The organism is Anaerococcus rubeinfantis (assembly GCF_001487145.1).
In the GTDB taxonomy this organism is placed as follows: domain Bacteria; phylum Bacillota; class Clostridia; order Tissierellales; family Peptoniphilaceae; genus Anaerococcus; species Anaerococcus rubeinfantis.
In genome coordinates this window covers 1,022,997-1,049,804 of record NZ_LN913016.1, presented here as the reverse complement: position 1 = coordinate 1,049,804, position 26,808 = coordinate 1,022,997, and the positions used below count along the sequence as shown (strand labels likewise).

Sequence of the window (26,808 nt, the reverse complement as noted above, 5' to 3'; positions counted from 1 at the left end):
GGGTGTAAGATTTGAGAAAACAAAAAGAAAATAGATTAACTATTTTGCAAATAATCTTTGGCATAATGTTTCTTGCGATTTTTATAAAATTATTTATTTTAATGATAAATCAAGGGGAGCATTATAGGGACCTATCTGATAATAGAAAGGTTCAAGAGGTTGATGAAATTGCAAGCAGGGGAGATATTTTAGATAGAAATGGAAATGTTCTAGCTACAACTGTTCCATCTTTTGCTGTTCAATTATACAAAGATCAACTTACAAGTTTGGATGATGAAGATAGGATAGAGGCTGTAAATTCTTTAGTAAATATTTTGGAAGAAGCAGGAGTAAATTATCAAAATGATTTTGATATCAGGCTAAATTCTTTCCAATACAAAAGCACCAAAGATTATTTCAAAGAAGAAAAATCTCCTGAAGATAAAATTGTAGATATAATAGTTGAAAATAATTTATTGGAAGAAATTATAAAAACTACTAGTAACAAGGATGGGATTAAGTATGAAACTTTAAAAACAGCCCTTCTTGCTTTGAAAAAAAGAGGAATTGATATTCCGGTTCTAGTTAGTCAAAAAGACAATGAACTTAATGTAGTTTACAAAGACAATGCTAAGGACAAGCTAAAATCAATAGGACATAATACAAATGAAGATCCTATTAATGTAGTTGTTAGTTCTATAAATGAAGATAAGTCTGTTATTAAAAATATATTAGAAAATAATCAAGCTAGACTTTTAACATACGAGGTAATAAAAGAAAAAAATCTTGAATCTAATATAATTTTAAAAGATTACAGCTTGACTGCTGATGAGAAATTTATTCAAAAAAAAGCAAGCTTAAATAATGGATATCCAGAAATAAAATTAGAAACAAAAGCAAGTGATGATTTTTATCAAATAGTAAAAAAATCTTCAATAAAAGAATTTTTGAAATCAGCAAGTCTAAATGAAGATGACGGCTCATATTTAATACCTGCTGATATTTTGATAGAAAAATTAGAAAATAAAGGGATTTATGCGAATTTTACAACTGAAGTAAAAACTGAAAGTAAGGATAAAAAAAATATCTATTCAGTAAATGTTAATTTTAAAAATCCTCAACCAGGAGATCCAGCTGAAGAACTGGCTAATCTTGCCGATAAGCATAATTTATTAAAGGGTGTAATTTTAGATAAAAAATTTAAATATTTGGCACAAAGCGCCAATGCGGCAAATAATGTATATCCTTCAATAGATATTTCTGAAGATAAACCTAGTAAATGGGATTACACTTTTAATGTAGGGAAAAAAGACTTTTTTGAATACTATGCAAGCAAGGATAAGAGCCAAAATAGGGATAAAGTTGTTAAGAGTTTAAAAAAGAAAAATGCAAAAGAAATTCTTTCTTATATAAAGTCAATATCAAATATCAAAATCAATAATGATTATGAGGCTTGTGGAATATTGACAATTGATAATTTAATTAATAGGCAAGGATCTTTTGGATTTAGACCTATTAATTTGGTTTATAATTTAGATGAGTCTACGGTTTTAAGAATTGAAGAAAATATAGAAAAATCTAAGGGAATTAGCGTTGCTACAATTCCTATTAGATCATATCCAAATAGAAACTTGGCAAGTCACGTCTTAGGATATATGGGACCAATTGCAACAGATGAGGAAGTAGAGAAGTATGTAAATAAGGATTCTTATTTAAGAGATGAAATTGTTGGAAAAACAGGTATTGAGGAATCATATCAAGATACACTTAGGGGAAAAAATGGAAAGAGTATAGTTACAGTTGATTCATCAGGAAATAGAATTGAAACTTTATCTAAAACACCATCTGAGCCTGGAAATGATGTTTATTTGACTATTGATGCTAATTTGCAAAAAGAAGCTAAAGATTCTCTTTCTAGAATGCTTGATTCTGTAAGAACAGGAAGGACTTATGAGTCGAAATATGGAAATTATACTCCAGCAAAAATAGCTAGTCACGCTTTTAGTGGATCTGTTGTCGTAAGTAATGTTAAAACGGGAGAAGTATTGGCAATGGTATCTTATCCTGATTATGATCCAAACCTATTTTCTACTGGAATATCAGAAACTGATTGGGAAAGTTTACAAGTACCAGAAAATGCAAGTGCACTAGCTCCAAGACCAATGTTAAATATGGCAAGCCAAGCCTCAGTTATGCCTGGATCAACATTTAAGCTTGTTACATCTCTTGCAGCTTTAGAAAAAGGATTAGATCCAAAAAGATTAAACTATTGTAATGGATTCTTGGATATAGGAGATAGAAGATTTTCTTGTTTGGCTTGGTCAGAATATGGGATAAAACACGGTGAAGAAACCTTATACGATGCTCTTAAAGTTTCTTGTAACTACTATTTCTTTACTCTAGCTTTAGGAGAAAATCCATCAAATGGGAAAAGTGTCGGTGTAAAGTTAGAGCTTAATGATATTAGAAAAACAGCAGAATTATTAGGACTTGATAGGGCAACAGGAATTGAAATAAATTCTCCTATTGAATCTAGCGGAAATATTCCTTCAACTGAGAAAAAATTAGATGTAACTAAATCTTTATTAAGAAAATATCTTGAAGAAAATTTAGATAAGTATTTAAAAGAAAAAACAAAAAAATCAAAAACAGATTTTAATAAGGATATAGAAGAAATTGTTAAATTAGCAGATAGGCCTAAATCTATTGGTAGAAAAGATCTTATTAAAATGTTGGATAAAATGGGATATAAGCCTGAAGAAATTCTTGAAGGCGAAAGAGCTGGTCTTTCTGATAATATAAAATATACATTTTTAAATCAGGCTGAATGGGATATTACAGATATGCTAAATATTGTAATAGGTCAAGGACAAAATTCATATACACCACTTCAAATGAATAGGGTGATTTCTACTCTTTCAAATGGAGGTTATTTGAATAAGTATACCTTAATTGACAAAGTTACAAATCATAATTCTAAAGACATTTTATTTAAAAATCAAGTTGATCGAACAAAAATAAAAATTAAAGATGAAAAATATTTAGAAGACATTAAATATGGTACTTTACAAGCGGCTAAAGATGTAAGAGATTTTAGTAACATGCCTATAGAAATTGGAATGAAATCTGGTACTGCTGAGGTTGAAGGCAAAAACTCAGATGGAAGTAATTATGATTCGTATGCTTGGATGATAGCTTTTGCGCCTTATAATGATCCGGAAATTGCGGTAAGTGTTTTTATGGTCCAAGGAGATACATCTGTAAATTGTGGTCCTGTTGTAAGGGATGTAATTAGTAAATATTTTGACATAAAAATAAACCCAGAAGATCAAAGTTTAGTTACTAATAAAAATACAGAAAATAATAATCAAGAAAATGTAGAAGGGGAATAAGATGGAAGTATTTTTAATAAATTCAAATATTGAGAGTGAATTAGATTTTATAAAAGAATTTTCAAAGAAATTATCAGAAAATAAATCCGTCTTACTTTTATCTTTTACTAGGAATAAAAATGAAAATATAGAAGATTTATACGATATGGGAGGGATGATTACATATGATATATGTGATTATTTCCTTGACCTTATTGACCTTGATAAAATTATTGTAAAGGCTTGTGAAAATATAGATTTTGCAATCCCGCCTTTGCTTAATTCAAAATATCAAATAAAAAAAGAAGACATTTCTAAACTTTTAGAAAAAATAAATACCTACGATTATTTAATCATTAATGGTCTTGATGGATCTTTAATTGATGACAAAAAAGAAATTCAAATTATTAGTGAAAATCAAATAGAAAAAGAAATCAAAGCTGATTATTTTTTCATTAATTCTTATGACAAATATTTTGATATAAGAGAATACAGAGATGAAATTTTGGGAAAATCTTCTAAATTTTTAGGTTTAAAAGAAGATGATTCTACCTATGATAGGATAATCTCTAATATTTTAGAAGATAAGAGTGAAGATATTCAAAAAATTGGATTTTTTGAAAAATTAAAGAAGAAATTAGCCCAATGAGATCATTTATATTTGTAGATAAGAAAGAAAAAGCCTTTGGAAAAATTATCGACGATAAGCTTTTTGAATTAAAATTTTATTCACCCTACTTGTTCAATATTTATAGGGCAAAAGTTGTTGGAAAAATTGATTCAATTAATGCATATTTTTTATTGTACGATGATGATAAGAAGGCTTTTTTAAAATCTAATAAAAAATTTAAAATTGGAGATAGCCTAATTTGTCAAATTATAAAAGAAGAATTTGATGATAAATTGGCAAGTGCTAGTGCTAATTTTAGGATAGAAAATGAAGATTATTATCTTTATAGGTTCAAAAATAAAGGATTTCCGAAATTAAAAAAGGGAAGAGCTAAAAATAGGGATAATTATGATAAGTTAATTGATTTAAAAAATTCATTAATTAATGAAGAAAATTTCACCCCATCACCTAAATTACTCAAATCCTATAATGAATTAGACTTATATATTGAAGAAAATAAAAATTTAGAAGTTAAGGAAATTGACATTAGAAATAATAAAATAATCTCAGATGCTTTTAAATTAATCAGTGAGAATAAAATTTATAAGGGGGATTTATCGATTATTATAAATGATTTGGAAACTTTGTGTCTTGTAGATTTGAATTCATCAAAGAGAAAATCAACTATGGATAAGGATGATTTTTATTATAAGGTAAATGAAGATTTGATTGACTTTATATTTTACAATTTAAATTTAAGAAATATTGGCGGAATTGTAATTATTGATTTTTTAAAATCGGCAAAAAATGAAAAATTAGTAGAAAAAATTGAGCTTAGTTTAAAAAAATATTTTAAAACCTATACAATTTATGGATTTACAAAAATGGGACTATTTGAACTTTCAATAAAAAGAAGGGGAGAAAGTCTTAGAAAAAAACTAAAAGAAAGAGAGCTTATCTAGTGATAAGCTCTAATTTTTTTCTATCAAAATTACTTACTATATTTTCCTTGTACTTTTTATTTAATCTTTTTATCCTATATTCAATTTGCATTGCTCTTTTTTTGTCTGAAACTTCTATAAAAAAAACCATATTACAAGGTCTTCTTGCTCTTGTGTATTTTGCTCCAAGGCCCTTGTTGTGTTTTTCTAGTCTATTTTTCAAATTATTTGTCCAGCCAGTGTAAAGACTACCATCAGAACATCTTAACATATAAACAAAGGCTTTTTTCATTTGAACAAATCACCCAAAACATCTCTTATTATATCGTAAGAAAATCCTCTTGAAGCCAAAAATCTGTAGACTTTATTTTTATCATCAACACTTTCTTTTTTATGAAGACCTGCCTCATAAGCTTTTTCATATTCCTCTTGGTCTGAAATTTCATTTAAATAAGTATCAATTAAACCATCATTAATGTGTTTTGCTTTTAATTTATACCTAATTTTACCCTTGGACCAATTATTAATTTTCGATTTATCATTAACAAAAGATTTTACATAAAGCTCATCATCAATTAAGTCATAATCTTCTAAAAATTGGATTACCTTATCAATAGCCTCCTGGTCATATTTTTTTTCTTTTAATTTATTTTTTAAATCAAAAGAAGTACGAGCCCTATAAGAAATTTGCTTTAAGGCTTCGTTTTTGCACCTATTAAAGTCATTTTCCTTTAAAATTTTTTTGTAAGTTTCAAAATCTAAATCCTCATCACAAGATAAGTTCAAATCAACAAAAAAATCGTAAGAAATATAAAAAATTTCCCTTGATATAGTTAATTTTATTAAATTATATTTGTCAGAATATTCTATTTTTTCAACAATCATAAGGATTCAACAGCATTCATAATTATAGGAATAACCATTGAAAGTGCAACAACAACAGCAAAAACTTTTAAAATTAATTTGCTTTTTGATTTCTTTTTCATTAAATCACCTCTAAATCTATCTTTCTAACCAGTATTTTACTATAAGAGGAATTTTTTGTAAAATTAAGCAAATTAAAAAAATATTTGCAAAAAAATAAAATTCGTGGTAATATATTTAAGTCAAAAGAAATAGGCCATAGTAAATGTAAAAATTATTTTAAATAATTTAAAATTTATTTGACAAGTGCTTTGATTGGATGTATACTTATATAGTAAGTTAATTATTCGGTGGGTATGGTCCAGTTGGTTAAGACACCTGGTTGTGGCCCAGGAGATCGAGAGTTCGAATCTCTCTACTCACCCCATATGCGGGATTGGCGGAATTGGCAGACGCGCTAGACTTAGGATCTAGTGAGATTTTCTCGTGAAGGTTCAACTCCTTTATCCCGCACCAATATATAGCCGATAATGGCTTGAAATCAACGGATATTTTTCCCTCGGTTACCAATAGGTTACCATCAAGGTTTAATATCCGTTTTTTTGTGTCTTTTTTAAAAATTTAAGCTAGTTTTAATGCTTTTCTAAAATCGTAAGTTTGTAGTTGTTGCATTAAATAAAAATCTATAGTTTGGATATAAGAATTTTTTGTTGTCATTATGGATTCGTGTCCCATTAAATCCATCAAATCCATATCACTTATGCCAGATAGGTGGGCAATAGTTGCAAATGTATATCTGCATTGCTTGGGTATAGTTTTTTCTAAGCCTGCTTTTTCTAGTGCTTTATTAAATATACTTTTTCTAAATGTTTGATCACTTGGGTGGGTAGCTTTTTTGTTTTGCCTATTCATTGTAATATTTTCTACTATATACCCTGTTGAGGATTCTTCTGCAAGTTCTAACAAGATATCTTCTATTTTCTCATGGATAAACATAATTCTTTTTCTTCCCTTGTTTGTTTTTATTCCAAAGTCTGTAATCATTTTGTTTTCAAAATCTATGTTATCTACTTTTAAATTTCTATATTCGGACGTTCTCATTCCTGTAAATATCATTATTAAAACATGCCTTGCGTATGGATTGTAGGGGATAGAATTAAATAATTTATCAATTTCATCTGCAAAAAATATTGTTTTTTCTGGTTTTGGATCTAATCCCTTTACTTCTAAAACTCTTGCTCTATTTTTATCTACCAAATCGTGTCTTTCTGCAAAGTTATATATTTTATTGGCTACGTGTTTTAATCTGGCGATGGAATCTTTTGAGTATTCTTTTCTTACTCTTTTCCCGTCTTCTGTTGTATAATAACCTTCTAACACTTTGGTGTTAATACACTTTTGTAATTGTAATGCTTTTATATCCATAATATTTTTATTCCAAAGAGGTTTAAAGGATAGGAAAGCATCTTCGTAACGATCTTTTGTTTTTTGGGTTAAATTTAAAAAATCATCTGTTTTTTTGTATTCTGTATAGATATCTTTAAATGTTTTGATATCATCTATTAAGGTGTAGGAATCTAAGGCGTTTTGTGCTTCTTTTTGTGTTTTAAAAAATCCTACAGTTTTACGATGCTCTTTTCCGGACGAATCGTAAGTGGCTGGTAATCTTGCCCACCAAGGAGATTTTTTCCCTTTTACATGGGTTATACTACCTTGTCCGTTCGCATATTTTCTTCTTCTTTTTGCCATTTGTTTTCCTTTCTTGGTACAAATAAAGCCCTTGTTAAAGGGCTTTATAATTTATTCTGGTTTAAATTCTGCAACAACAGTGCCTGATTTTTTATCTATTATTTGTAGACCTAGTGTTGGATCTTTTAATTCATACATTAAATAATAATCTACTTCGCCACCTGCATTTACCGAAATTGATGAATCATTTTTATAATCTCTATTTGCATATGTTGATATATAAATATCATAATTAACATTATCGCCTTTTTGTATAGCATTAGTTAAAATCATCATTGGTTCAGATGGTTTTAGGGGTACATCAGATGTGATATTTTTAAATTTAAAAGGTATTACTAATACTTTAGAGCCTTTATGAATTTCTGAATCAACTAAGAAAGCATCACCAGTTTGTTGATATTGAATAGCTCCATTTTGGAGTAAAACGTAGTGATCTTTCTGATTTTCTCCTGGTTGTTGTTGTATAACTTGGATAGGTAATTTTGATTTTTCTTCCTCGGATTGTGGCAGTATCTTCGCTTTATTACTTGGATTATCCATTATCGTTTTTTCTTTGTCTTGTTTTTGATCTTTATTTGCATTTGAAGATGAGGAGTTTTTCTCTACGCTAGATGTTTCTTGTACAGATGATGGGGTCTCTGTTTTAGTATCTGTATTTTTATCTTGGCAACTTACTAACAAACTTACTGATAATGTAGCTATTAATATTTTATTTAATTTCATGATTTCTCCTTTAATCTTTTATAAATTCAAACACTTATAAGTCTATAAGTTATTAGTCGATTTTTAATCCTGTATTTTTAAGTACAGGGATTCTTTTCATTATTTTATAAAAACCTAATGTATCAGGGTTTTCTCCTTTTAGTTCTAGAGTTTCTCTAAATTCTTCGGCTTCAAATTCTGGATTAAAGTCAAATGTTAGTTCTTTGTGTAAATCAAGGACTTTTTTGATATCTTCTAATTTTATATTAAAGAATTCTTTTCTATTGTTTACTTTATTTATCCTTTGTTTGTCAAAATACTTGTGCAATTCGTTCTCTAATTGATAAGCTTGGTAGGAGAATATCATTGCATGGACATCAAATTTGAATGGTACAGAAGCAGAAGATAGTTCTTGGATTCTTTGGTATGGATCTAATCTTCTTGTTACTCCTATTTTATACACTTCATTTCCGAATGATCCAACGTTAGAAATAATATAAACATAACCAGCACCTGTATTTTCTACTCTGTAGTCTATATCTGTCTTTTCATCTTTTAGTCCAGAAATTTCGTTTTCTAGTTTTTGTAATTCTAATTTCAAAGCTTCTATTTCATCATCTTTGGCAGATATTAATTTTTCATTTACCTTATCTTTAGCAATGTTAAGTGCTTCAATTTCTTTGTCTAATTTGGCTTGTTTTGCTTCCAATTCTTTTTGAGCACGTTTGTTTTCAGCTTCTTCTTCTCTTTGTTGTCTTAACGCTTCTTTTTCCTCTTCCTTTAATTTATAGTAAGCGTAAGAAGCGTCTAGTTCTTGGAATTTATAATCCAAAGCTTTATCATCAATTTGAATTTGTTGGTTGCTTATCCTATTCAATTTATTAAACATTGTTTCTATTTGTTTTTTTCTAGTAGGATATGTTTTAAATGTTAATCTTGTTAATTTATAATCACAAAAAGTATTAAAAGAATTATATAATAATCTAATTAAATTATCTTTAGAAATAGAAATATTTTCGCCTTTTTTATTCTTAACTTTCCTTAATAAATCAGCTTCTTGTAATCTAATATTCTTAAGCTTTTCTTTATAAGTTTCTGATCTTTCAAATTCAAAACTAGTTGGGGCTAATCCTAAATCTTGGGCGTTTATCTTTTGGAAATGAGTTTCCAAATCTTTTACCTCTATTGCTAATGTATCTTTTTTGTTAGTTAGCTCATTTATTTCTTTTTCTATTTCTTCAGATTTTTCCATTATAACAACTTTTTTTGTTTCTTCTTTAAAATTGTTATATTCTCTTTTGTTATTTTCATATAAATTATTTAAGTCTTTTATTTCTTCTTCTAATTTAGACTTCTTAACTTCTAAATCTTTTAGATTTTTTATGCCGTTTTTAGTTAATTCTTTTTTATTGCTAATTGAACCAACAATATATACTCCAATTATTATCAATATAATTAATGTCATTATTTCCCCTTTCTAAATTTTTCTCCTAATTTCCTTTACAATTCCTAATATTTTTATAGGTTCATCATCTTTTCCGTATGTTTTAGGGGAATAAGATGTATTAATTGGTTTTAATGTTATAGTGCCATTTTCATTTTTTATTACTGTTTTAAGGGTCGCCTCGTATCCGTTAACATAAACAGCAGCATCTGTGCCACTTTCACAGTCTGGGGTCAATTCCAGTATGATTGTGTCTCCTTCTAAATATTTTGGATACATGGAATCCCCATCTACTTTTAAGCCTATGTAAGTTTTATTTTTATCAAAATATTTAAAGGATATATCTTCTGTATCTGTTATATCTTCTATTGCTTCTATGGGTATTCCAGCAGGAATTGATCCATAGACGTTTATTGTTGCATAGTCTTTATCTTTAATTGGAATTTTCTTACCGTTTTTTTCTAACAGATATCCAACACTTACTTCAAAAATTTCAGAAAGTTGATTTATCATATCTATATTTGGATCGGAATGTCCAGTTTCATAATTAGATACTGTCGTTTTACCTACATGAAGCCTATTGGCTAAGTCTTGTTGTGTCCATTTATTCTCAGTTCTTAACTGTTTTATTTTTTCACCTATCATATTTTTCACCTCTCTTGTTCAATTATTATGGACTTTATATTGTTATTGTACACTAAAATACAAAAAAATTGAACTTAATTCAATAATCTTGTATTTATTTTAAATTTCCACTTGACAGTCCAAGTTTCTTGGACTATAATATAATTAACAAATCAAAAAAGGGGTGGTTGTTATTGAAAAGGTTAATAAAAAATTAAGGGAAGAAAGATTAAATAAAAATTACACTTATGAAGATATGTCCAAGTTACTTGGTTATAAAAGCAAAAGCACATATATGTATATTGAGAGAGGAATTACAATGCCTAAATTAGATACTATGAATGCTATTGCCGATATTTTTCATAAGCCAGTGCAATATTTTTTTGATCTAAAAGTCCAAGAATATGGAATCAATCAAAGAAAAAAGAACGATAAATCCAAGATTGATGAATTATAGGAGGTAGTTATGGAAAGCATAATTGGAATATCAGAAGCTGCAAAAAAGCTTGGAAAAGGGGAACAACAAGTTAGAGAAATGTTGAAAAATAATAAATGCACATTTGGAATTGCATATAAAAGAGAGGGATCAACAAGACATACCTATAAAATTGATAAAAGAGCATTAGACAGATGTTTGAATGGCGAGCAAAACTTATTTATAAATTAGGAGGAAAAAATGGAGAATAAAAAAGTTAGAAGAATTAGAAAAAGAAGTGAAGTATACGAAATGCTCAGAGATAAAAATATTGATGAGGCTTGCGTTAGATTTACTGCTAAGCCTGAAAAGGAAAGGATAAGGGATAAGGTTTTAGGGATTTTTCTTGTAGCTTGTTTTATGACGATTGCAATAGCAGGGCCTAATGAAATTTCAAGGGTTGTAGGAATTGTGATGATGTTTATAACCTCTTTAACGGCATTTTTGGCATAAAAAAAAGCCGACGGCAATCGGCTAATTAAAAATAACTTATAAAAATATTATACATGACTTGGAGAAAAAATGGAAGATATAAAAGAAATTATAAAAGATTGGAAGACTGAATATATAGAAAAAAGAATTATACATTTAGAAAAAAATGGTGCGAATTTAGATAATAGTAATTTTTTAAAAGCATTAGATAAGGAACTAGAAAGAAGAGATAGGCAACAAATTGCAATGCTTGGGGATTTATATGAGGTGTGAAAATGGAGATTATAATTAAAAAATTATCCTTTAAAAATTTTAAGGGATTTAAAGAAAAAGAAATTGATTTTGAAAAAGATTTAACAAATATAAGCGGGGACAATGCAACGGGAAAGACAACTATATTTGATGGTTTTTCTTGGCTTTTGTGGGGGAAAGATAGTCAAAATAGAAAGGATTATGAAATAAAACCCTACCAAGAAGATGGCGAAAATATCCACAATGTAGAAACAATTGTTGAGGGTGTTTTGACTATAGATGGAAAACAAAGTGTTTTAAAAAGAGTGTACAAAGAGGTTTGGAAAAAGAAAAGAGGATCTAATGATTCGGAATTTTCTGGACATACAACCGACTTTTATATAAACGAAGTGCCAAGGAAAAAGAAAGAGTACGAGGACTTTATAAGTGAGATAGTAAATGAAGATGAATTTAATTTATTATCCAATCCTATGTATTTTAATACAATTATTGACAAAAAAGAAAGAAGAAAAATTCTCTTATCTCTGGTAGATGATGTAAGCCCAGATGATATTTTTAAAATCAATGAAGATTTGAAAGAATTAGACCTAGAAAACTACACAATTGATGAATTAAAGGCAATGGCGAAGTCCACTTGTAAGAAGATAAATGAAAATCTAATAGAAATACCAGCAAGAATTGATGAACTAAATAATACAAAGACTGATGAAGATTTTACAGAGCTTGAAAAGGAAAAAGAGAAGATAAAGGCAGAGCTTGAAAAGATAGACAAAGAGCTTGCAGGGACAAGATCAGCCAGTGAAATAATTGATGAAAAATACGAGAAAATAAGCGAATTAAAAAAAGAAGCTAGAGAAATAATAAGCCTTTATGAAGAGAATAAAAAAGAGAGAATACAAGAATTTACAAACAGAAATATTGAAATAAGTGGAAAATTAGACGCTTGTAAGTTTGAGCTTGAAAACGCAAAAGACAGAACAAAGTTTATAAAAGAAAAAATAGAAGATGAAAAAAACAGGATAAAAGAAGCTAAGATTAAACTTGAAGAAATGAGAAAAGAATGGGAAGAGGTCGCTGTAAGTAAGTGTGATGATAGTTTTATATGCCCAACTTGCGGACAAGAATTTCCAGAAGAAAAGCAAGAAGAAATAAAGAAAAAATTTAATTTAAACAAAAGTAAAAAACTAGAAGAGCTTAAAAAAACTGGCAAAAATATTTTTGAAAACATTAATAAATATACAAAAAATATAGAGGAAAGCAAAGCGAAAATAGAACAGATTGAAATAGATTCTAAAAAAATCTATGAAAAGAAAAATAGCCTAGAAGAAGAAAAAGAAAATAACGAAAAACTAATAGAAAGAGCGAAAGAATTAAAAATTCGACCAAGCGAAGAAAAAAGGAAAGAGGAGATAGAAAAAGAGATAGAAAAAATCGAGGAAGAAATAAAAAATAATAATCAAAATGACAATACCGAATTATTGAGCCGTAAAAAAATCTTAGACGAAAAGTTAGATGATATTAATAGCAAAGTATCACTAAAGGGACTTAACGCCGAGTTAGATAGAAAAATCGAAGAATATGAGCAGGAAGAAAAGAAACTGTCCTGTGAGTTTGAAGAAAAACAAAAAATCTTATATTTGTGTGATGAATATATAAGAGCTTATACCGAGCTTGTAAGCGAAAAAGTAAATAAATTATTTACCTTTGTAAAATTCAAACTGTTTGATAAGCAAATAAACGGAGGAATCCAAGAAACAGCCGAGGCAACTTATAAGGGTGTGCCTTATGGATCACTAAATAATGCAGCAAAAATAAATGCAGGTCTTGATATTATAAATGCCTTAGCAAAGAAATTTGAAAAGCAAATACCAATATTTGTAGATAATGCAGAAAGTGTAAATGAATTAGTTGATGTAGATAGCCAATTGATAAGGCTTGTTGTTAGTAAATATAAAAATTTGAGGATTGAAAAGTAAGGAGAATGAAATGACAAACAATTTAGAAGTTAGAAAACAAGAAAAAGAATTGACACCAGCAAATAAAATGAAAGATTTAACCAGCAACGCTGGGATACAAGAAATGTTTAAAGAGAGTTTAGGAAAAAATGCAGGGGCCTTTCTTTCATCACTCGTAGAAGTTTATTCAGATCCTGCTGGAACTTTAAGCAAATGTGATCCTAAAGAAGTCGTGATGGAAGCTTTAAAGGCTGCAACCTTAAAGTTACCGATAAACAAAAACTTAGGTTTTGCATGGATTATCCCTTATAACAAAAATACCAAAATCGAAGATGAAAAAGGAAGAACTCAATGGGTAAAAGTACCCCACCCTCAGTTTCAGATTGGATATAAAGGATTGATCCAACTTGCTATGAGAACAGGTCAATATCAAACCATAAACGCTAATATAGTCTATGAAGGAATGGAAGTAACCCAAGACTATTTGACAGGTAGTGTAAAAATCGAAGGTGAAAAGAAAAGTGATAAAGTAATAGGTTATTTTAGCTATTTTAAGCTAATAAACGGCTTTGAAAAAGTCCTATACTGGACAAAAGATCAAGTTATAGAACACGCAAAGAAGCACTCACAAGGTTATGGTGCTATGGAAAAAGCAAAACAAGGCAAATATTACAAGCCTGATAAATTTGTATGGGATAGTAACTTTGATGAAATGGCTCTTAAAACAATGACTAGAAGACTTTTAACCAAGTATGGAGTATTGAGTGTTGAAATGCAAAACGCAGAAATGATTGAAGCAGATACAAGCCTAGCTATTGATATGGAACAAGAGGCTAACAAACAAGAGCTGAATGTTGAATATGAGCTAGTAGAAGAAAATCAAAGCAATGAAGTACCAGAAAATGTAGACAAAGATACGGGAGAAATTCTTGAAGAACCAATCGAGGGTCAATCAGACTTTTTTGGAGAAGAATTTGAAGCATTAGAAAAGGCGCCATTTTAGGAGGTAGATATGAATAAAGAAGATTTTAAAAAAGAAGATTTTAATGTAAAAAAATCAATTCAAGTTCAAATCGAGTTTTGCAGAAAAAATGAGGTACCTATTTTTGCACCAAGAAGCGGGGTCTGTTGGTATTGCCATAGGAACATATATAAGCCTATATTTCATACGAATATATCTCCTAGATTTTACGGTAGCCATGAAGTAGAGACAGTAGAAGATTGTGACTATATTACAGGGATAACCACTGAAACTGCTAAGAATAGTTTGGTAACAGGTTGCCCTCATTGTAACAGAAGTTATGTAGATTGACATGAAAATACAAGTATTAGGAACTGGGTCAAGTGGCAATTGCTACAAGGTCAAAATTGGCAAGGCTACACTTCTTTTGGAGTGTGGTCTTCCATATAAGGTTATTCAAAAAAAGCTTAATTTTAAAATATCGGAAATAGACGCTTGTTTGCTAACCCACGAACATATGGATCATGCAAAGGCTGTAAAGGATTTAATGAAAGCAGGGGTTGATTGTTATATGACAAAGGGGACTGCTGAAGCTTTAAAGGTAAAGGGGCATAGGCTTCATAATTTTTATAAAAGTCCTGATAGGAGTTGGCAATATAATTTCAAACCTTTAAAGAATTTGATAATTTTACCCTTTGAAGCAGTCCACGATGTAAAAGAGCCAGTAAGTTATTTTATAAAAACAAGAAATGATGATGAAACTCTAGTTTTTGTTACAGATACAGCCTATTTAAAATATAAGATACCAGAATGTGATGTACTGATGATTGAGTGTAATTATGTAAAAGCTAAACTTGATGAAAATGTAAGATTAGGAAATATAAATACAAGTTTAAGAAATAGGATTGTAAAAAATCACTTGTCTTTGGAAAGTCTTGTGGAAGCTTTAAGGGCTGCAAGTTTAGACAGGTGTAGAAAGATATATTTATTACATTTATCAGACGGAAACTCAGATGAAAAGCTGATAAAAAGAACAATACAAGAAATGACAGGAATTGAGGTGGTGGTGTGTTAGATGGCTAAAACAATAATTGAACGAGAATTTTGGAATGATGACAAAATTATTGATGATTATAGCCCAGAAGACAAGTTGTTTATGATGTACTTGTTAACTTGTCCGAGGGGCAATGCCCTTGGGATATTCAAACTACCTATAAAGCTTATAGCTTTTGAAATAGGTTATAGTCCAGAGGCGATAAGAACTTTAATAGATAGGTTTATGACTAAGTATAACCGAATTAATTATGATTACAAATCCCAAGAAATAGCAATTTATAGAGCCTTAAAATATACAGTTTCTAAAGGTGGAAAGCCTATCGAAGATATGATGAGGCAACTTTTATCAGAAGTTACTGTTACAGAAAACATAATTAAGGTTCACGAAGTTATGTCAAATTGGTGGCTTAAATCTAATAGACCAGTAGACAAAATGATTAAGTCTTTAATGGAAGAAGAAATAGAAAAAAGAAGTGCTATATCTAATGTTAATGTTAATGATTATGTTAATGATAATGTTAATGTTAATGATTATACGTACCCCGTATCGTACCACGATACGTCAGAAGTTGAAGATTTCAACACTCCAAGCAGTAAGAGTGAATCGTATAACGATAGGGAGGACGATACGTCTAACGATACGTGGAATAAACAGGTGATTGATGCTTGGAACTCTCTTGATAAAAATATCCCTAGAATACAAACATTAAATGCGAACACACAAAGATATAACATGTTAAAGGCAAGAATTAATGAACATGGGTTAGATACTGTAATAAAAGCTATTAAAAGCATAGATCAAAGTAAATTTTTAAAAGGATATGTAAGTGATTTTAGAATCACGATTGATTGGTTTATTAAGCCTAATAATTTTATAAAAGTTTTAGAGGGCAATTACAACGATAAAAAAGATAAACAATCTTATAAAAATAGCAAAAATGAGGGATATTACGATGACTATATAGCTAAAAAAAGAGCTGAAAGATTTAAAAACATTATAAACGAAAGGTAAGTAAATGATTTATAAAGTGTTAAAACCCGAATTATTCATAGCAGAAACAAAACTATTAGGAAAATATGAATTACGGGAAAATACGGCGATGAGTCCAACTCATATTTGCCATTCTAAAACTTTTGGAAGTAAAAAAGATATATATTTTGGTACTGATAATAGTTTTTGGTGTGGATTTAATGTTGAAAACCACGAGATAAGGATTGAATGTAGTTCTTATGGTGGTATGTGTGGATTTGATTTTACAAAAGATGATTTAAAAGAGCCTGACTTACCTAAAAATGACCGTGATTGTATGGAATATACCTTTATATTCATTGATGATTTAAAGGAAAATGGAGTTATAGGAGAAATAAATGATTGATAAATTAGCAAGAGTAGATACTTACAAGGGATATATGTTTTTTATAAAACATATTTTCCCAGATAGAGCTTATACCAATATTTTTATGGAAATGTTGGAAGGGATTAATGCATTTGGTGATTGGTATAACGGATATGTAATTTTGCCAAAAGGACACGAATTAGTTGATAAGTTTTACTGGGATTTTGAAAAAGAGTACGACATAGAAGTTCATGGAGGAATAACTTTTTCAGATTATTTGAGTAAAATTATGGATTTAGAAAATATGGATCTTGAAGATGGATATGTACTTGGTTTTGATTGTAACCATGCAGGAGATAATCCTGTAGATTGTAACGAAAAATACGTAGAAAATGAATGTAAAAAACTTATTGACCAACTAATAAACCTTGATGATTGTAGGGTGAATAATAAAAACGAATCGGAAGTTATTAGAAAAATTGATAGTAAAACAAGATTAGTTGTAAAGCACGTACTAAGTGATAAAGCCTTTTGGGTGATTGAAGAAAATCACAAAGGCGAATGGGTTGAAGTTTTAAAGATATGTGAAAATCAAGCAGATGTTGATAGTGTGGTTAATTTTTATTTGGAGAATAGGAGAAGGAGTTTAGATGAAAACTAAGGAACATTATTATGATATGCGTCTTAATGAAAAGCAAATAAAAGAAGTTATTAATGCTTTAAAGTTAGCTAATATTTATTATGTAATGAATTATAACGATTTTGAAGGAAGTAATAGGCTTGAAGAAATTATTGGAAAATTGGAGGATTTGATTAATGAAAACCAAGGAATTTATTAAAAGAGTTGAAGAGCTAGGATTTAAGGCTCATAAAATAGTTACGCAAATAGATATTATTGCTAATGGTTTTGTTATTGCTAAGGTTTACACTAATCGAATGTATTCAATCAATGCTTTCAATTTCTTAAATATTCAGTGGAAAAACCAAGATAAACTATTTGATTTAATTGTAGAATATGCAAAAACACCAATTGATGAAAGGGAAGAAGAAGACAAATATTTCTATGAACATAGATTTATAAAAACAAGAGGTGGAAATCCGACTTATTTAGCAATTAGACAAAGACCAAATCGTAAATATCCTATTTTACAAGGTTCTTATAAAGACATATTTGAGGATAAAGTTGAATTTACAGATAAAGAGATGGAAGAAGTGAAAAATCAATATTATATATGTTTAGATGATTTTGTGAAGAAAGGAATTATAGAGGAGTAAGAATGAATAAGGTTATATTAATTGGAAGATTAACAAAAGACCCAGATTTAAGATATACACAATCGGGAAGGGCAGTTTGTCAATTTACTTTGGCGGTAAATAAGAATTTATCCAAGGAAAAAAAAGAGGAGATGGAAGCACAAAACAAGCCTACTGCTGATTTTCCTAGAATTATTGTTTGGGGAAAGATGGGTGAAAATGCTAGTAGGTATTTGAAAAAAGGCAGTCAATGTGCGATTGACGGGTCAATTCAGACTGGATCTTATCAGGACAATAATGGCAATAGAGTTTTTACTACAGACATTGTCGCTCAACATGTCGAATTTCTTTCCAAATCAACGCAGGTCGGAGAAGAATATAATTCTAATACAAATAATAGCCAAGGTTATGGAAATCAATCTAGAGGTAATTATGGGACAAATAATGATGGTTTCTTTGATGATGATTTTGAACAAGTACAAGATGATAATAGAATCCCGTTTTAGGAGTCTTATTTGACTTAACAAATATAAAAACAAGAAAACAATAGTAGACGGTATCCCTTTTGATAGCCTTAAGGAAGCTAGGAGATACCAGGAGCTTAAGCTTTTAGTTAGGGGCGGAGTGATTAAGGATAGGAGAGAGAATGTGAAATCAGAAGTAGTTTTACAAAAAAGATATAAAGGATATGACCTCATAGTTAAGAAAGTGAGTTATGAACCTGGGCACGTAAAAATAGATATATTCAAACCAAATTACCATCGATATTTTGGTTATGTTGTAATCCCTGAAGACAACCCATTCTATGGTGTGAATTATAACCCATTAAAATCTTTTATACGTGTTAGTGGTGGATTAAGTTATTCAGGAAGGATTGATGGTATTGATGGGTATGTGCTAGGGTTTGACTGCGATCACACTTGGAATGACCCTCATATACAAATTGAAGAATACGCACTAAAAGAGTGCGAACGTCTTGCGAATCAGTTGCTTTTGTTGACGGGTTTAATCAAAGAAATAAACAGCAAAGATAAAGCGAAAGAGAAGACTTATAGATACGAAGTTTATTGCGAGGTTGATATAAAGGCTAATACGGAAGTAGAAGCAAGAAAAAAGCTAAAAGAAGAATACAGTAGCTTTTTTCACACCTATGTAGGAATTGTTAATGAAGACGGAGAGGTGGAAGAATGAAAGTAATACTTTATTACGATGATAGCAGACACTACTCAAATGAGGACTACCCTTACAAAACTTTAACTGTAAAAGATTATGAAGAATTTGATTTATATTTTTTTGATAAATCAAAATATATAAGATGTGATGATGAAGGCGGAAATCAAGTTTATTTGAATAAAGATAGAGTGATTGAAATTTGGATTGGAGATGAAGAATGAAGATAACGTTAATAAATCCCTATTATGATGAGAAAATAGAAGTGTTAGAAAATTTAGATTATTTTAATAAAAGTTTTGATGATTTGAACGCTGGGAAAATAGAATCTATAAAATTGACTCAAACTAATTGTTTTTCAAGTAAATATGAATTTGGCAGCGATTATATTAAAGTTATTTTCATAAACCCTAGACATTGGGCGAAAGTAGAGGTGGATGAATGAAAAAATGTGAAGTCAATTGTAACGGTGAGAAATATACTGGTGATTTTTATGGAGTTTTTCAATTTTCATCAGTTATTGATCCAACTCTTTTGGTGAGAGGCTATTCTGATAAGGTTATTGCTTATCCAGTAGCAGTGGTTGGTTTTGGCAATGGTATTGGACTTATTAATTTACCTATTGAAGAAATTGATAGAGTTTATGAGGTGGAAGAATGAGTGATAAAAAATACCCTGTAATGATGACTAGAAAAGAAATAGAAATTATTACCAGCATAATGGATGCTTATATCGATTCATGTGTGAAAAATCATTATATTATCTGTGATTCAGATATAGTGTTGCAATTGAATTTGAAATTAAAATATAGAATTACGGATATTAAGGATGAAGAAGCATTTGCAAAATTGATGGAGATGGGGATTAAAAAATGAAAGATTTAAAACCAAATTTTAAAAGGACTTTTTACCGTGAGAATAGGGTAAATGGAGATTTTTTAAATAGGTCAGAAATAAGATATTCTAAATCTGATGATAAATTACTAAGTTATGTTAACAGATTGATAGATGCATCTTTGAGGAAGTATCATATAGCGTGTGAAAAAAGGATAAAAGAGTTAAAATCTATTAAATTATTTGAATACCCGATTATAAGTATTTCATATGCTGGTAAGTGTGGGTGTGGAGAAAACATATATAAGTTGATTACAGATGATGGTCTTGTTTATCCAGCTGTGCATGAGAGTTTTATTAAGTTTTTTAGACCAGATTTGCTAGACAGACTAGAGGAGGAAGAATGATACCTAAATTTAGGGCGTATTTTAATAGATACAATAGAATGATATATAACATTGGAGTTGTAAATGAAAATAGCATTTTAGTTGATTTTAATGGAGATGGAGATTTAGAACATATATTTCTAACAAATGATATAACGTTAATGAAATCCATTGGTTTAAAAGATAAGTATGGCAATGAAATATACGAAGGAGATATCTTGACTGATGAAGGTTTTTTTGAAAATGACTATTGGGATTATGCCGAGATTTGTTTTGATAAAGTTGCTTATACTTATTGTATTGTTTGGAAAGATGAAGGAGTGGTTGAATCAATAACCAATTGTGGAGATTATTCAATAGCAGGAAATATTTATGAAGATAAAGAATTATTAGATGGGGTTAAAGAATGAAAGTAAAAGATTTTTTAGAATGGTTTTCTGATATTGACCCAGAAAGTGAGTTGAAATTTGATATGTATGAGGAGATTATCAATGGAAATGGAGATTGTACGGAAAGATGGTCTCAATTAATTGCTGAAGATTTAGATTATGTTGATGAGGACGGAAATACACACTTAACATTTGTGTGGTTAGATTGAGAGGTTAAAGAATGAACAATAAAAGTTTTGGAGAATTAAAAGAATTAGTTTTGGAGTGGGCAGATGATAAGGATTTGCTACATTCTGAAAATGCTGATGTACAGTTTGGGAAATTTATTGAAGAGGTTTTTGAGTTTAAAAGTGAGTTTGATGTTTGGAAATTATATAAAAAATTCAAATATGATGAAAAAATCGAGCAAGATTTCTCTATTGAAGAAGTTGAAAGATGGAAAAATCTTAAGCTTGAAATGGGAGATATTTTTGTAACATTAATTATCTTATGCGAAGACTTGGGAATTGATCCTACCGTTTGTTTGGAGATGGCTTACAAGAAGATTAGTAAAAGGCGTGGTCGTACTATTAATGGAACTTTTGTTAAGAGTGAGGATTTGTAAATGATAGATGAGATTAAAGGATTATATTTATAACAAGATTAGTAAATTATTTAAATTAAATAGTCCAAGCGAAATGTTGAAGGAAGGTGAATATCTTAGATTGATGATTGATGATAATATTATATTTAATAAATTAACAAATGAATCTTTAATACATTTAACTCTTTATGGAAATCCTGCTACTAAAAAGAACTCTATGCAAATTTATAAAAATAAGAAGACGGGGCAATCTTTTTTGTCTCAGTCTGCAAGATATAAGGAATACGCAAGAGATTGTGGTAGACAAATTACAGGGAGATATAAGAAAGGGATTGATTATCCCATTAATCTTAAATGCGTTTATTACAGGAAAACAAGGCACAGGGTAGACCTTACTAATTTATTGGCTGCTACTTGCGATATTTTGGCAGATTATGGGGTTATTAAGGACGATAATTGCAAGATTGTGGTGGGTCATGATGGGTCTAAGGTTTTGTATGATAAGAACAATCCTAGGGTGGAAATTGAAATAAAGGAAGTTAATGGATATGAATTTTAAATATAAGAATGGTAGTCCTTATGTTAAGAAAAAGTTAAATCAAACATATAACAAGGCGGCTAAAGATACGGCTAAAAGTACAGTTACAAGAACTTTAATTTTAAATTTTCTTGCCTTATCCTTGGAAACCTTGCACGATGAATTTGGATTTGGAGATAAAAGATTAAATCAGTTTAAGGATAGGCTGGAAAGCAAATTAGATTGTATTAATAACGACTATGTACAATGGGAAGATATTAGGGGAAATATTACAATTAAGGAGAAATGATGGTTTATAGGAAAAGAAAAAGCAGGCTTGAAGTAGAGAATGAAATTGAGAGGGATAGAGTAAAGAAAATATTAAAAAAATATAAATATGATCTCGATTATATCGATATGAAAATAGATAAGAGAAATAATTTAAGGGCGAGCATTGATGGTATTAAGGCTTGTATGTCTGATTCTGAGGCAGTCCAAGGTGGCGGGTCTACACAGGAAGAAAAAATTATTAAAGTTATTGATAAAATAAATGATATCGACAGGGAAATTAAGGAAATAAGACTTGAAAATGCTGATATAAGGTATGCCCTTAAAAATTTAAAAGATGATGATTATAGGTCTATTGTTTATCATATATGGATTTATAATGATATGACCATGGAAGAAATGGGAAACAAGCTACATTTGAGTAAATCTGCTATTTGGAAGAAGTCTGACCATGCTTTAAAGGATATTAGTAAAATACTTGAAAAATATTAATTATGTTTTATGGTAAACGAAAAGTAGATGATAAAACTATCTTTAGATGATAAAATAATAGGTGTTAAAATATAAGCTGTTATCAAAACGGCTAAGGAGTTGTAAAGTTAACATTTTAGGCAGGTGTAAACCTGTCTTTTTTTTATTTAAATTTATGAGCTAAGCTGCCAAAACCTCCTTTCGATTATTATATTATTTTTGTTTTTAAAGTGCGTGTGAATTATCTTTCATTTTTTTGGCAGCCTAGTTGATGGATTTAAAATATTGGAGGGGGAAATGAAGAAAAATGATGATTTAAGGATTATTTACAAAGAAGTTGATGAACTGGTTCCTTATGTCAACAATCCGAGGGATAATAAAAATGCGGTTGATGCAGTAGCAAGCTCTATTAAAAACTTTGGATTTAAAGTACCGATAGTGATAGATAGAGAAAATGAAATCGTAACTGGACACACTAGACTTTTGGCAGCTAAAAAGCTAGGAATGAGTGAAGTACCAGTTGTTGTAGCTGATGATTTATCTGATGCAGAGGTGAAAGCTTTTAGGCTTGCTGATAATAAAGTTTCTGAGTTGTCAGGGTGGGATTGGTCTTTGCTTGAATCAGAACTAGACGAACTTGAAGATTTAGATTTAGAATTTGATATGGAAGAATTCGGTTTTGACTTACTATCAGAAAGTGGAGAATACACCGACGTGTTAGAAGATGAGTTTGATGATGAACTTCCAGTACAAGGCAAAACTAAATCAGGCAACGTTTGGATACTTGGCAAGCACAGGCTTATGTGTGGAAATAGCCTAGATCCTGAAGATGTGAATAAATTGATGAGAGGAGAGAGAGCGGATTTGCTATTGACAGACCCGCCTTATAACATCAATTATCAAGGAGCAACAGAAGAAAAACTTACAATACAAAATGATTCTATGGGGGATGAAGAATTCAGAGAATTCTTAACTAATGCTTTTAGCTGTGCAGATAGCGTCATGAAGCCAGGAGCTAGTTTTTACATTTGGCACGCAGAGTCAGAAGGATACAACTTTAGAGGTTCGCTAAGAGATGTCGGATGGCAAGTAAGACAGTGCATAATATGGAATAAAAGCCAAATGACACTAGGAAGGCAAGACTACCAATGGAAACATGAGCCTTGCTTATATGGTTGGACCGAGGGGGGGAGCCACTCTTGGTATTCTGATAGAAAGCAAACGACAGTATTAAACTTTGATAAACCATTAAGAAATGGCGAACATCCAACAATGAAACCTGTAGAATTGTTTGCATATCTAATAGAAAATTCTAGTAAAAAAGGTGATGCAGTATTAGATTTATTTGGTGGATCAGGAACTACTTTGATAGGTTGTGAACAACTAGACAGAAGAGCTTATATTATGGAATTGGATGAGAGATACTGTGATGTCATTATAAATAGGTGGGAAGAATTTACAGGGAATAAAGCAATTTTAGAGGAGGAGATATAAATGTTTGAAAAAGTAAATCCTATGCACCCTGATAAGATAGCTGATAGGATAGCAGGGGCGATTGTTGATTTAGGATATAAAATTGAAGATGAACCTAAGATAGCAGTAGAGGTTTTAATTGGACACGGGGTATGCAATATCATTATTGAGTCTTCGTGTTTTTTTGATTTTGAAGATATACAAAAAATAGTTAAGAGAATAGCTGGGATTGATGATATTGAAATTATCCATGCTAGACAAGATAAGTATTTGGCTGAAAACCAAGTAGGAAAAGTTAGGTGTGGTGATAATGGGATATTTAAGGGAAGCCCTGTAACAGATGAGCAGAAAAAACTAACATCGATAGCTGAAGAAATTTATAAGGAATACGGGGCTGATGGTAAATATATTTTAGATGATGATAGGCTTATTATTTGTCAATCAAAGGCTAAGAGTGAACGACTACAAAGAAGTTTTCCAGCTGCTGTTATTAATCCAATAGGGGATTGGTCGGGCGGTCTTGATGTTGATACTGGTTGCACTAATAGAAAGTTAGGTTCTGATATGGGGGACGGTGTAACTGGAGGAGGATTACACGGAAAGGATTTATCAAAGGCCGATGTATCGATTAATATATATGCCCATCTAAAAGCCCAGGAAGAGAATCAAGAGATTAAATTGTCCTGTGCTATTGGCGATGAAACGATTGACGGTAGACCTTATTCAGAAATTGTTGAAATTGCAAGAAAGTATATAGACAGTTTTGGAGGATTTGAGAGGTTCGCTGAGTGGGGGTTAATCAGATAATCCACTCTTTGATATTTACTAACAAACTACTAACATTTTAAAAGGTAAATGTGAGGTGATAAAGTGACCTTTAGTAATAATCAAAAAAAGTTTATAAACGAGGTTTCACAAGGAAAAAGCCTCATAAATGCTTATAGAAACGCATACCCATCTAGTAAAAAATGGAAAGATAGCTCTGTTAGGGTAAATGCTTCAAAGCTATACAATAAACCTGAGATTAAAAAAGAAATAACTCGTATTAAAAAAGAAATTGAACAGGATATTATCAATCAGGTTACATGGTCGGCTATAGAAAGTGAAAAGGTATATAAAAAAATTATCTTTCTAGGTCTGAAAGATATACAAGATAACGGATTTAGACAAGCTAATTCATCTGCTGTCATAAGTGCTAATAAAGAATTAACAGAAATGATATATAAAAATAGAAGCCTAGAGAATAACGACTCTCTATTTGAAGCTAAGATACAAAAAGAAATTGCACAGACTGATAAAGTTATAGCAGAGACGGAAAAACTAAAAGGAATCGCTGATGAAATCGAGGATATAAGTCCTATAATCAAAGAAATATACGAGGTTGATGATGAGTAAGAAAACTACAATCAACTTTAAATTCTCTGATAAACATAAAAGATATATAAAAAGAGCTAGATATAATGCATACAATATTGCAGAAGGTGCTGTAAGAGCTGGTAAAACGGTTGACAATATCATAGCTTTTGCTATCGAGTTGATGGACACAAAGGATAGAATCCATATAGCTACAGGGTCGACAGTTGCCAATGCCAAGTTAAATATTGGTGATGCCAATGGATTTGGTTTAGAATATATTTTCCGTGGTCAATGTAGGTGGGGAAAACACAAAGGAAATGAAGCTTTAATTATCAAGGGTTATTATACAGGTTATAAAACTAGGATAGTTATATTTGCTGGGGCAGCTAAGGCTGATAGTTATAAATCTATCCGTGGTAACTCGTATGGTATGTGGATAGCTACTGAAATAAACCTACACCACAAAGACACAATAAAAGAGTGCTTTAACCGTACTGCGGCGGCAAATAAAAGAAAATTCTTTTGGGACTTAAACCCGTCTAGCCCTAAACACTTTATATATACAGATCATATAGAAAAGTACAGGAAGCTTGATGAAGAGATAGGCGGGGTAAACTACCAGCACTTTACACTTAGAGATAACGCGACACTAGACAAACAAAGGATTAAAGAGATAGAACTCCAGTACGATCCTAATTCTGTTTGGTATAAGAGGGATATAGAAGGACTTAGGGTAGTAGCTGAGGGACTTATATATAAGCAGTTTGCTGATGGTCCGGAGAATTATTTAATAAAAGAAAAACCTTACGAATTACAAATGATACAGATTGGAGTGGACTTTGGTGGTAATAATTCGAAGCACGCTTTCGTTTGCTGCGGTATTAGTCGAGGTTTTAAAAAGATCTATGCTTTAAGGTCTGAAAGATTAGAACCTGATAAGCCTACAGACTTATATAATCAACTAATCGACTTTGTGAGAGTTATCCAATCTACTTATGGGAATGTAGACCTTATATATGCGGATAACGCTGAACAAGTATTAATAAAAGGTATGCAAAAAGCCCTACTAGATGCAAATTTTAATATAAAGATTAAGAATTCTATCAAGAACCCAATCAATGACAGGATAAGGCTTGTTAATACACTGGTTGCTTCTGATAGATTTTTTTATACTAAAAATTGTGAAAGTTTAGTGGATGCTTTATCTACTGCTGTTTGGAAGGAAGAGGAAATGGAAGATATAAGGCTTGATGATGGGACAAGTGATATAGATACACTTGATGCCTTTGAATATTCTATTGAGAAATTTATAAAAGTGTTGATGAATACATAGGAG

38 protein-coding genes, 2 tRNA genes and 1 pseudogene are annotated in these 26,808 nt (G+C 30.3%); 35 read left to right on the top strand and 6 right to left on the bottom strand.

Going from position 1 to position 26,808, the window contains the following annotated elements:
- Positions 1-11 precede the first annotated feature (11 nt).
- Genes BN3265_RS06050 through BN3265_RS06040 form a run of 3 tightly spaced genes read left to right on the top strand, consistent with a single transcriptional unit; the run spans position 12 to position 4,922 of the window.
- Positions 12-3,371: a penicillin-binding transpeptidase domain-containing protein gene (locus tag BN3265_RS06050; RefSeq protein ID WP_058990644.1), complete on the top strand. Its 3,360-nt coding sequence runs from the start codon at positions 12-14 to the stop codon at positions 3,369-3,371.
- A 1-nt stretch (position 3,372) separates the two neighbouring features.
- A complete protein-coding gene (locus tag BN3265_RS06045; RefSeq protein ID WP_058990643.1) occupies positions 3,373-3,999 on the top strand; it encodes a hypothetical protein in 627 nt (208 codons plus the stop codon).
- The gene (locus BN3265_RS06040; RefSeq protein WP_058990642.1) at positions 3,996-4,922 is read left to right on the top strand and encodes a ribonuclease E/G; all 927 of its coding nucleotides are present in this window, start codon (positions 3,996-3,998) and stop codon (positions 4,920-4,922) included. The genes BN3265_RS06045 and BN3265_RS06040 overlap by 4 nt, the downstream gene beginning before the upstream one ends.
- Here BN3265_RS06040 and BN3265_RS06035 read toward each other — a convergent pair.
- On the bottom strand, positions 4,915-5,193 hold the full coding sequence (locus BN3265_RS06035; RefSeq protein ID WP_058990641.1) for a GIY-YIG nuclease family protein: 279 nt from the start codon (positions 5,191-5,193) through the stop codon (positions 4,915-4,917). The genes BN3265_RS06040 and BN3265_RS06035 overlap by 8 nt on opposite strands.
- Entirely contained in the window at positions 5,190-5,786 is a 597-nt protein-coding gene (locus tag BN3265_RS06030) for a regulatory protein RecX (RefSeq protein WP_058990640.1), read from the bottom strand. Before BN3265_RS06030 ends, BN3265_RS06035 begins: the two co-directional genes overlap by 4 nt.
- A 329-nt stretch (positions 5,787-6,115) precedes the next feature.
- On the opposite strand from BN3265_RS06030, the gene BN3265_RS06025 reads away from it, so the two are divergent.
- Together BN3265_RS06025 and BN3265_RS06020 are read left to right on the top strand one after the other, a co-directional pair.
- A tRNA-His gene (locus BN3265_RS06025) sits at positions 6,116-6,192 on the top strand.
- 3 nt (positions 6,193-6,195) lie between these two features.
- Positions 6,196-6,281: transfer RNA gene (locus BN3265_RS06020), tRNA-Leu, on the top strand.
- 105 nt (positions 6,282-6,386) lie between these two features.
- On the opposite strand, the gene BN3265_RS06015 is transcribed toward BN3265_RS06020, so the two are convergent.
- From BN3265_RS06015 to BN3265_RS06000, 4 genes are read right to left on the bottom strand one after another with little or no spacing between them, the layout of a single operon-like run.
- Positions 6,387-7,514 (bottom strand): tyrosine-type recombinase/integrase, encoded by a 1,128-nt coding sequence (locus BN3265_RS06015; RefSeq protein ID WP_058990639.1) that lies wholly within the window; start codon positions 7,512-7,514, stop codon positions 6,387-6,389.
- A gap of 51 nt (positions 7,515-7,565) precedes the next feature.
- Entirely contained in the window at positions 7,566-8,237 is a 672-nt protein-coding gene (locus BN3265_RS06010; RefSeq protein WP_058990638.1) for a hypothetical protein, read from the bottom strand.
- 52 nt (positions 8,238-8,289) lie between these two features.
- Entirely contained in the window at positions 8,290-9,681 is a 1,392-nt protein-coding gene (locus BN3265_RS06005) for an SNIPE associated domain-containing protein (protein ID WP_058990637.1), read from the bottom strand.
- Between the two features lie 12 nt (positions 9,682-9,693).
- Positions 9,694-10,305 (bottom strand): LexA family protein, encoded by a 612-nt coding sequence (locus tag BN3265_RS06000; protein ID WP_058990636.1) that lies wholly within the window; start codon positions 10,303-10,305, stop codon positions 9,694-9,696.
- A gap of 163 nt (positions 10,306-10,468) precedes the next feature.
- Between BN3265_RS06000 and BN3265_RS05995 the strand changes: the two genes are divergently transcribed.
- From BN3265_RS05995 to BN3265_RS05850, 30 genes and pseudogenes are all read left to right on the top strand, one after another.
- Positions 10,469-10,741 carry a helix-turn-helix transcriptional regulator gene (locus tag BN3265_RS05995; RefSeq protein ID WP_058990635.1) on the top strand — a complete coding sequence of 91 codons (273 nt, stop codon included), beginning with the start codon at positions 10,469-10,471 and terminating at the stop codon, positions 10,739-10,741.
- A gap of 9 nt (positions 10,742-10,750) precedes the next feature.
- Positions 10,751-10,951, top strand: coding sequence for a hypothetical protein (locus BN3265_RS05990; RefSeq protein ID WP_058990634.1), 201 nt, complete (start codon positions 10,751-10,753; stop codon positions 10,949-10,951).
- 9 nt (positions 10,952-10,960) lie between these two features.
- Positions 10,961-11,212 (top strand): hypothetical protein, encoded by a 252-nt coding sequence (locus BN3265_RS05985; protein WP_058990633.1) that lies wholly within the window; start codon positions 10,961-10,963, stop codon positions 11,210-11,212.
- 69 nt (positions 11,213-11,281) lie between these two features.
- Positions 11,282-11,464: a hypothetical protein gene (locus BN3265_RS05980; protein WP_058990632.1), complete on the top strand. Its 183-nt coding sequence runs from the start codon at positions 11,282-11,284 to the stop codon at positions 11,462-11,464.
- 2 nt (positions 11,465-11,466) lie between these two features.
- The gene (locus tag BN3265_RS05975; RefSeq protein WP_058990631.1) at positions 11,467-13,419 is read left to right on the top strand and encodes an AAA family ATPase; all 1,953 of its coding nucleotides are present in this window, start codon (positions 11,467-11,469) and stop codon (positions 13,417-13,419) included.
- 10 nt (positions 13,420-13,429) lie between these two features.
- Entirely contained in the window at positions 13,430-14,401 is a 972-nt protein-coding gene (locus tag BN3265_RS05970) for a recombinase RecT (RefSeq protein WP_058990630.1), read from the top strand.
- A 9-nt stretch (positions 14,402-14,410) separates the two neighbouring features.
- The gene (locus BN3265_RS05965; RefSeq protein ID WP_058990629.1) at positions 14,411-14,710 is read left to right on the top strand and encodes a hypothetical protein; all 300 of its coding nucleotides are present in this window, start codon (positions 14,411-14,413) and stop codon (positions 14,708-14,710) included.
- A gap of 1 nt (position 14,711) precedes the next feature.
- Positions 14,712-15,434 (top strand): MBL fold metallo-hydrolase, encoded by a 723-nt coding sequence (locus tag BN3265_RS05960; RefSeq protein WP_058990628.1) that lies wholly within the window; start codon positions 14,712-14,714, stop codon positions 15,432-15,434.
- On the top strand, positions 15,435-16,427 hold the full coding sequence (locus BN3265_RS05955; protein WP_058990627.1) for a hypothetical protein: 993 nt from the start codon (positions 15,435-15,437) through the stop codon (positions 16,425-16,427).
- Positions 16,428-16,431: 4 nt separating this feature from the next.
- Positions 16,432-16,791 carry a hypothetical protein gene (locus tag BN3265_RS05950; protein WP_058990626.1) on the top strand — a complete coding sequence of 120 codons (360 nt, stop codon included), beginning with the start codon at positions 16,432-16,434 and terminating at the stop codon, positions 16,789-16,791.
- A complete protein-coding gene (locus tag BN3265_RS05945; protein WP_058990625.1) occupies positions 16,784-17,413 on the top strand; it encodes a hypothetical protein in 630 nt (209 codons plus the stop codon). Before BN3265_RS05950 ends, BN3265_RS05945 begins: the two co-directional genes overlap by 8 nt.
- The gene (locus BN3265_RS05940) at positions 17,403-17,591 is read left to right on the top strand and encodes a beta/alpha barrel domain-containing protein (protein ID WP_058990624.1); all 189 of its coding nucleotides are present in this window, start codon (positions 17,403-17,405) and stop codon (positions 17,589-17,591) included. Before BN3265_RS05945 ends, BN3265_RS05940 begins: the two co-directional genes overlap by 11 nt.
- The gene (locus BN3265_RS05935) at positions 17,569-18,027 is read left to right on the top strand and encodes a hypothetical protein (RefSeq protein ID WP_058990623.1); all 459 of its coding nucleotides are present in this window, start codon (positions 17,569-17,571) and stop codon (positions 18,025-18,027) included. Before BN3265_RS05940 ends, BN3265_RS05935 begins: the two co-directional genes overlap by 23 nt.
- 2 nt (positions 18,028-18,029) lie before the next feature.
- A complete protein-coding gene (locus BN3265_RS05930; protein WP_058990622.1) occupies positions 18,030-18,512 on the top strand; it encodes a single-stranded DNA-binding protein in 483 nt (160 codons plus the stop codon).
- A gap of 28 nt (positions 18,513-18,540) precedes the next feature.
- Positions 18,541-19,197, top strand: a pseudogene (locus BN3265_RS05925) (DUF1064 domain-containing protein); the annotation flags it as partial.
- Positions 19,194-19,400, top strand: a complete 207-nt coding sequence (locus BN3265_RS05920; protein ID WP_058990620.1) for a hypothetical protein — start codon at positions 19,194-19,196, stop codon at positions 19,398-19,400. The pseudogene BN3265_RS05925 and the gene BN3265_RS05920, both read left to right, overlap by 4 nt.
- A complete protein-coding gene (locus tag BN3265_RS05915) occupies positions 19,397-19,621 on the top strand; it encodes a hypothetical protein (RefSeq protein ID WP_058990619.1) in 225 nt (74 codons plus the stop codon). Before BN3265_RS05920 ends, BN3265_RS05915 begins: the two co-directional genes overlap by 4 nt.
- Positions 19,618-19,836: a hypothetical protein gene (locus BN3265_RS05910; RefSeq protein ID WP_058990618.1), complete on the top strand. Its 219-nt coding sequence runs from the start codon at positions 19,618-19,620 to the stop codon at positions 19,834-19,836. Before BN3265_RS05915 ends, BN3265_RS05910 begins: the two co-directional genes overlap by 4 nt.
- Entirely contained in the window at positions 19,833-20,051 is a 219-nt protein-coding gene (locus tag BN3265_RS05905) for a hypothetical protein (protein WP_058990617.1), read from the top strand. Before BN3265_RS05910 ends, BN3265_RS05905 begins: the two co-directional genes overlap by 4 nt.
- Complete coding sequence (locus BN3265_RS05900) at positions 20,048-20,416, top strand: hypothetical protein (protein ID WP_058990616.1); 369 nt, start codon at positions 20,048-20,050, stop codon at positions 20,414-20,416. Before BN3265_RS05905 ends, BN3265_RS05900 begins: the two co-directional genes overlap by 4 nt.
- Positions 20,413-20,805: a YopX family protein gene (locus BN3265_RS05895; protein WP_058990615.1), complete on the top strand. Its 393-nt coding sequence runs from the start codon at positions 20,413-20,415 to the stop codon at positions 20,803-20,805. Before BN3265_RS05900 ends, BN3265_RS05895 begins: the two co-directional genes overlap by 4 nt.
- Entirely contained in the window at positions 20,802-20,993 is a 192-nt protein-coding gene (locus tag BN3265_RS05890) for a hypothetical protein (protein WP_058990614.1), read from the top strand. Before BN3265_RS05895 ends, BN3265_RS05890 begins: the two co-directional genes overlap by 4 nt.
- 11 nt (positions 20,994-21,004) lie before the next feature.
- Entirely contained in the window at positions 21,005-21,388 is a 384-nt protein-coding gene (locus BN3265_RS05885; protein ID WP_058990613.1) for a nucleoside triphosphate pyrophosphohydrolase family protein, read from the top strand.
- 7 nt (positions 21,389-21,395) lie between these two features.
- Complete coding sequence (locus BN3265_RS05880) at positions 21,396-21,926, top strand: RusA family crossover junction endodeoxyribonuclease (protein WP_245191099.1); 531 nt, start codon at positions 21,396-21,398, stop codon at positions 21,924-21,926.
- The gene (locus BN3265_RS05875) at positions 21,916-22,194 is read left to right on the top strand and encodes a hypothetical protein (protein ID WP_148363007.1); all 279 of its coding nucleotides are present in this window, start codon (positions 21,916-21,918) and stop codon (positions 22,192-22,194) included. The genes BN3265_RS05880 and BN3265_RS05875 overlap by 11 nt, the downstream gene beginning before the upstream one ends.
- A complete protein-coding gene (locus BN3265_RS05870; protein WP_058990611.1) occupies positions 22,194-22,664 on the top strand; it encodes a DUF1492 domain-containing protein in 471 nt (156 codons plus the stop codon). Before BN3265_RS05875 ends, BN3265_RS05870 begins: the two co-directional genes overlap by 1 nt.
- A gap of 264 nt (positions 22,665-22,928) precedes the next feature.
- Complete coding sequence (locus tag BN3265_RS05865; protein ID WP_245191098.1) at positions 22,929-24,137, top strand: DNA modification methylase; 1,209 nt, start codon at positions 22,929-22,931, stop codon at positions 24,135-24,137.
- Entirely contained in the window at positions 24,138-24,923 is a 786-nt protein-coding gene (locus tag BN3265_RS05860; RefSeq protein ID WP_058990609.1) for an S-adenosylmethionine synthetase N-terminal domain-containing protein, read from the top strand. It abuts the gene before it with no gap.
- Positions 24,924-24,986: 63 nt separating this feature from the next.
- On the top strand, positions 24,987-25,511 hold the full coding sequence (locus tag BN3265_RS05855; protein WP_058990608.1) for a hypothetical protein: 525 nt from the start codon (positions 24,987-24,989) through the stop codon (positions 25,509-25,511).
- Positions 25,504-26,805, top strand: coding sequence for a PBSX family phage terminase large subunit (locus BN3265_RS05850; protein ID WP_058990607.1), 1,302 nt, complete (start codon positions 25,504-25,506; stop codon positions 26,803-26,805). Before BN3265_RS05855 ends, BN3265_RS05850 begins: the two co-directional genes overlap by 8 nt.
- Positions 26,806-26,808: the final 3 nt, after the last annotated feature.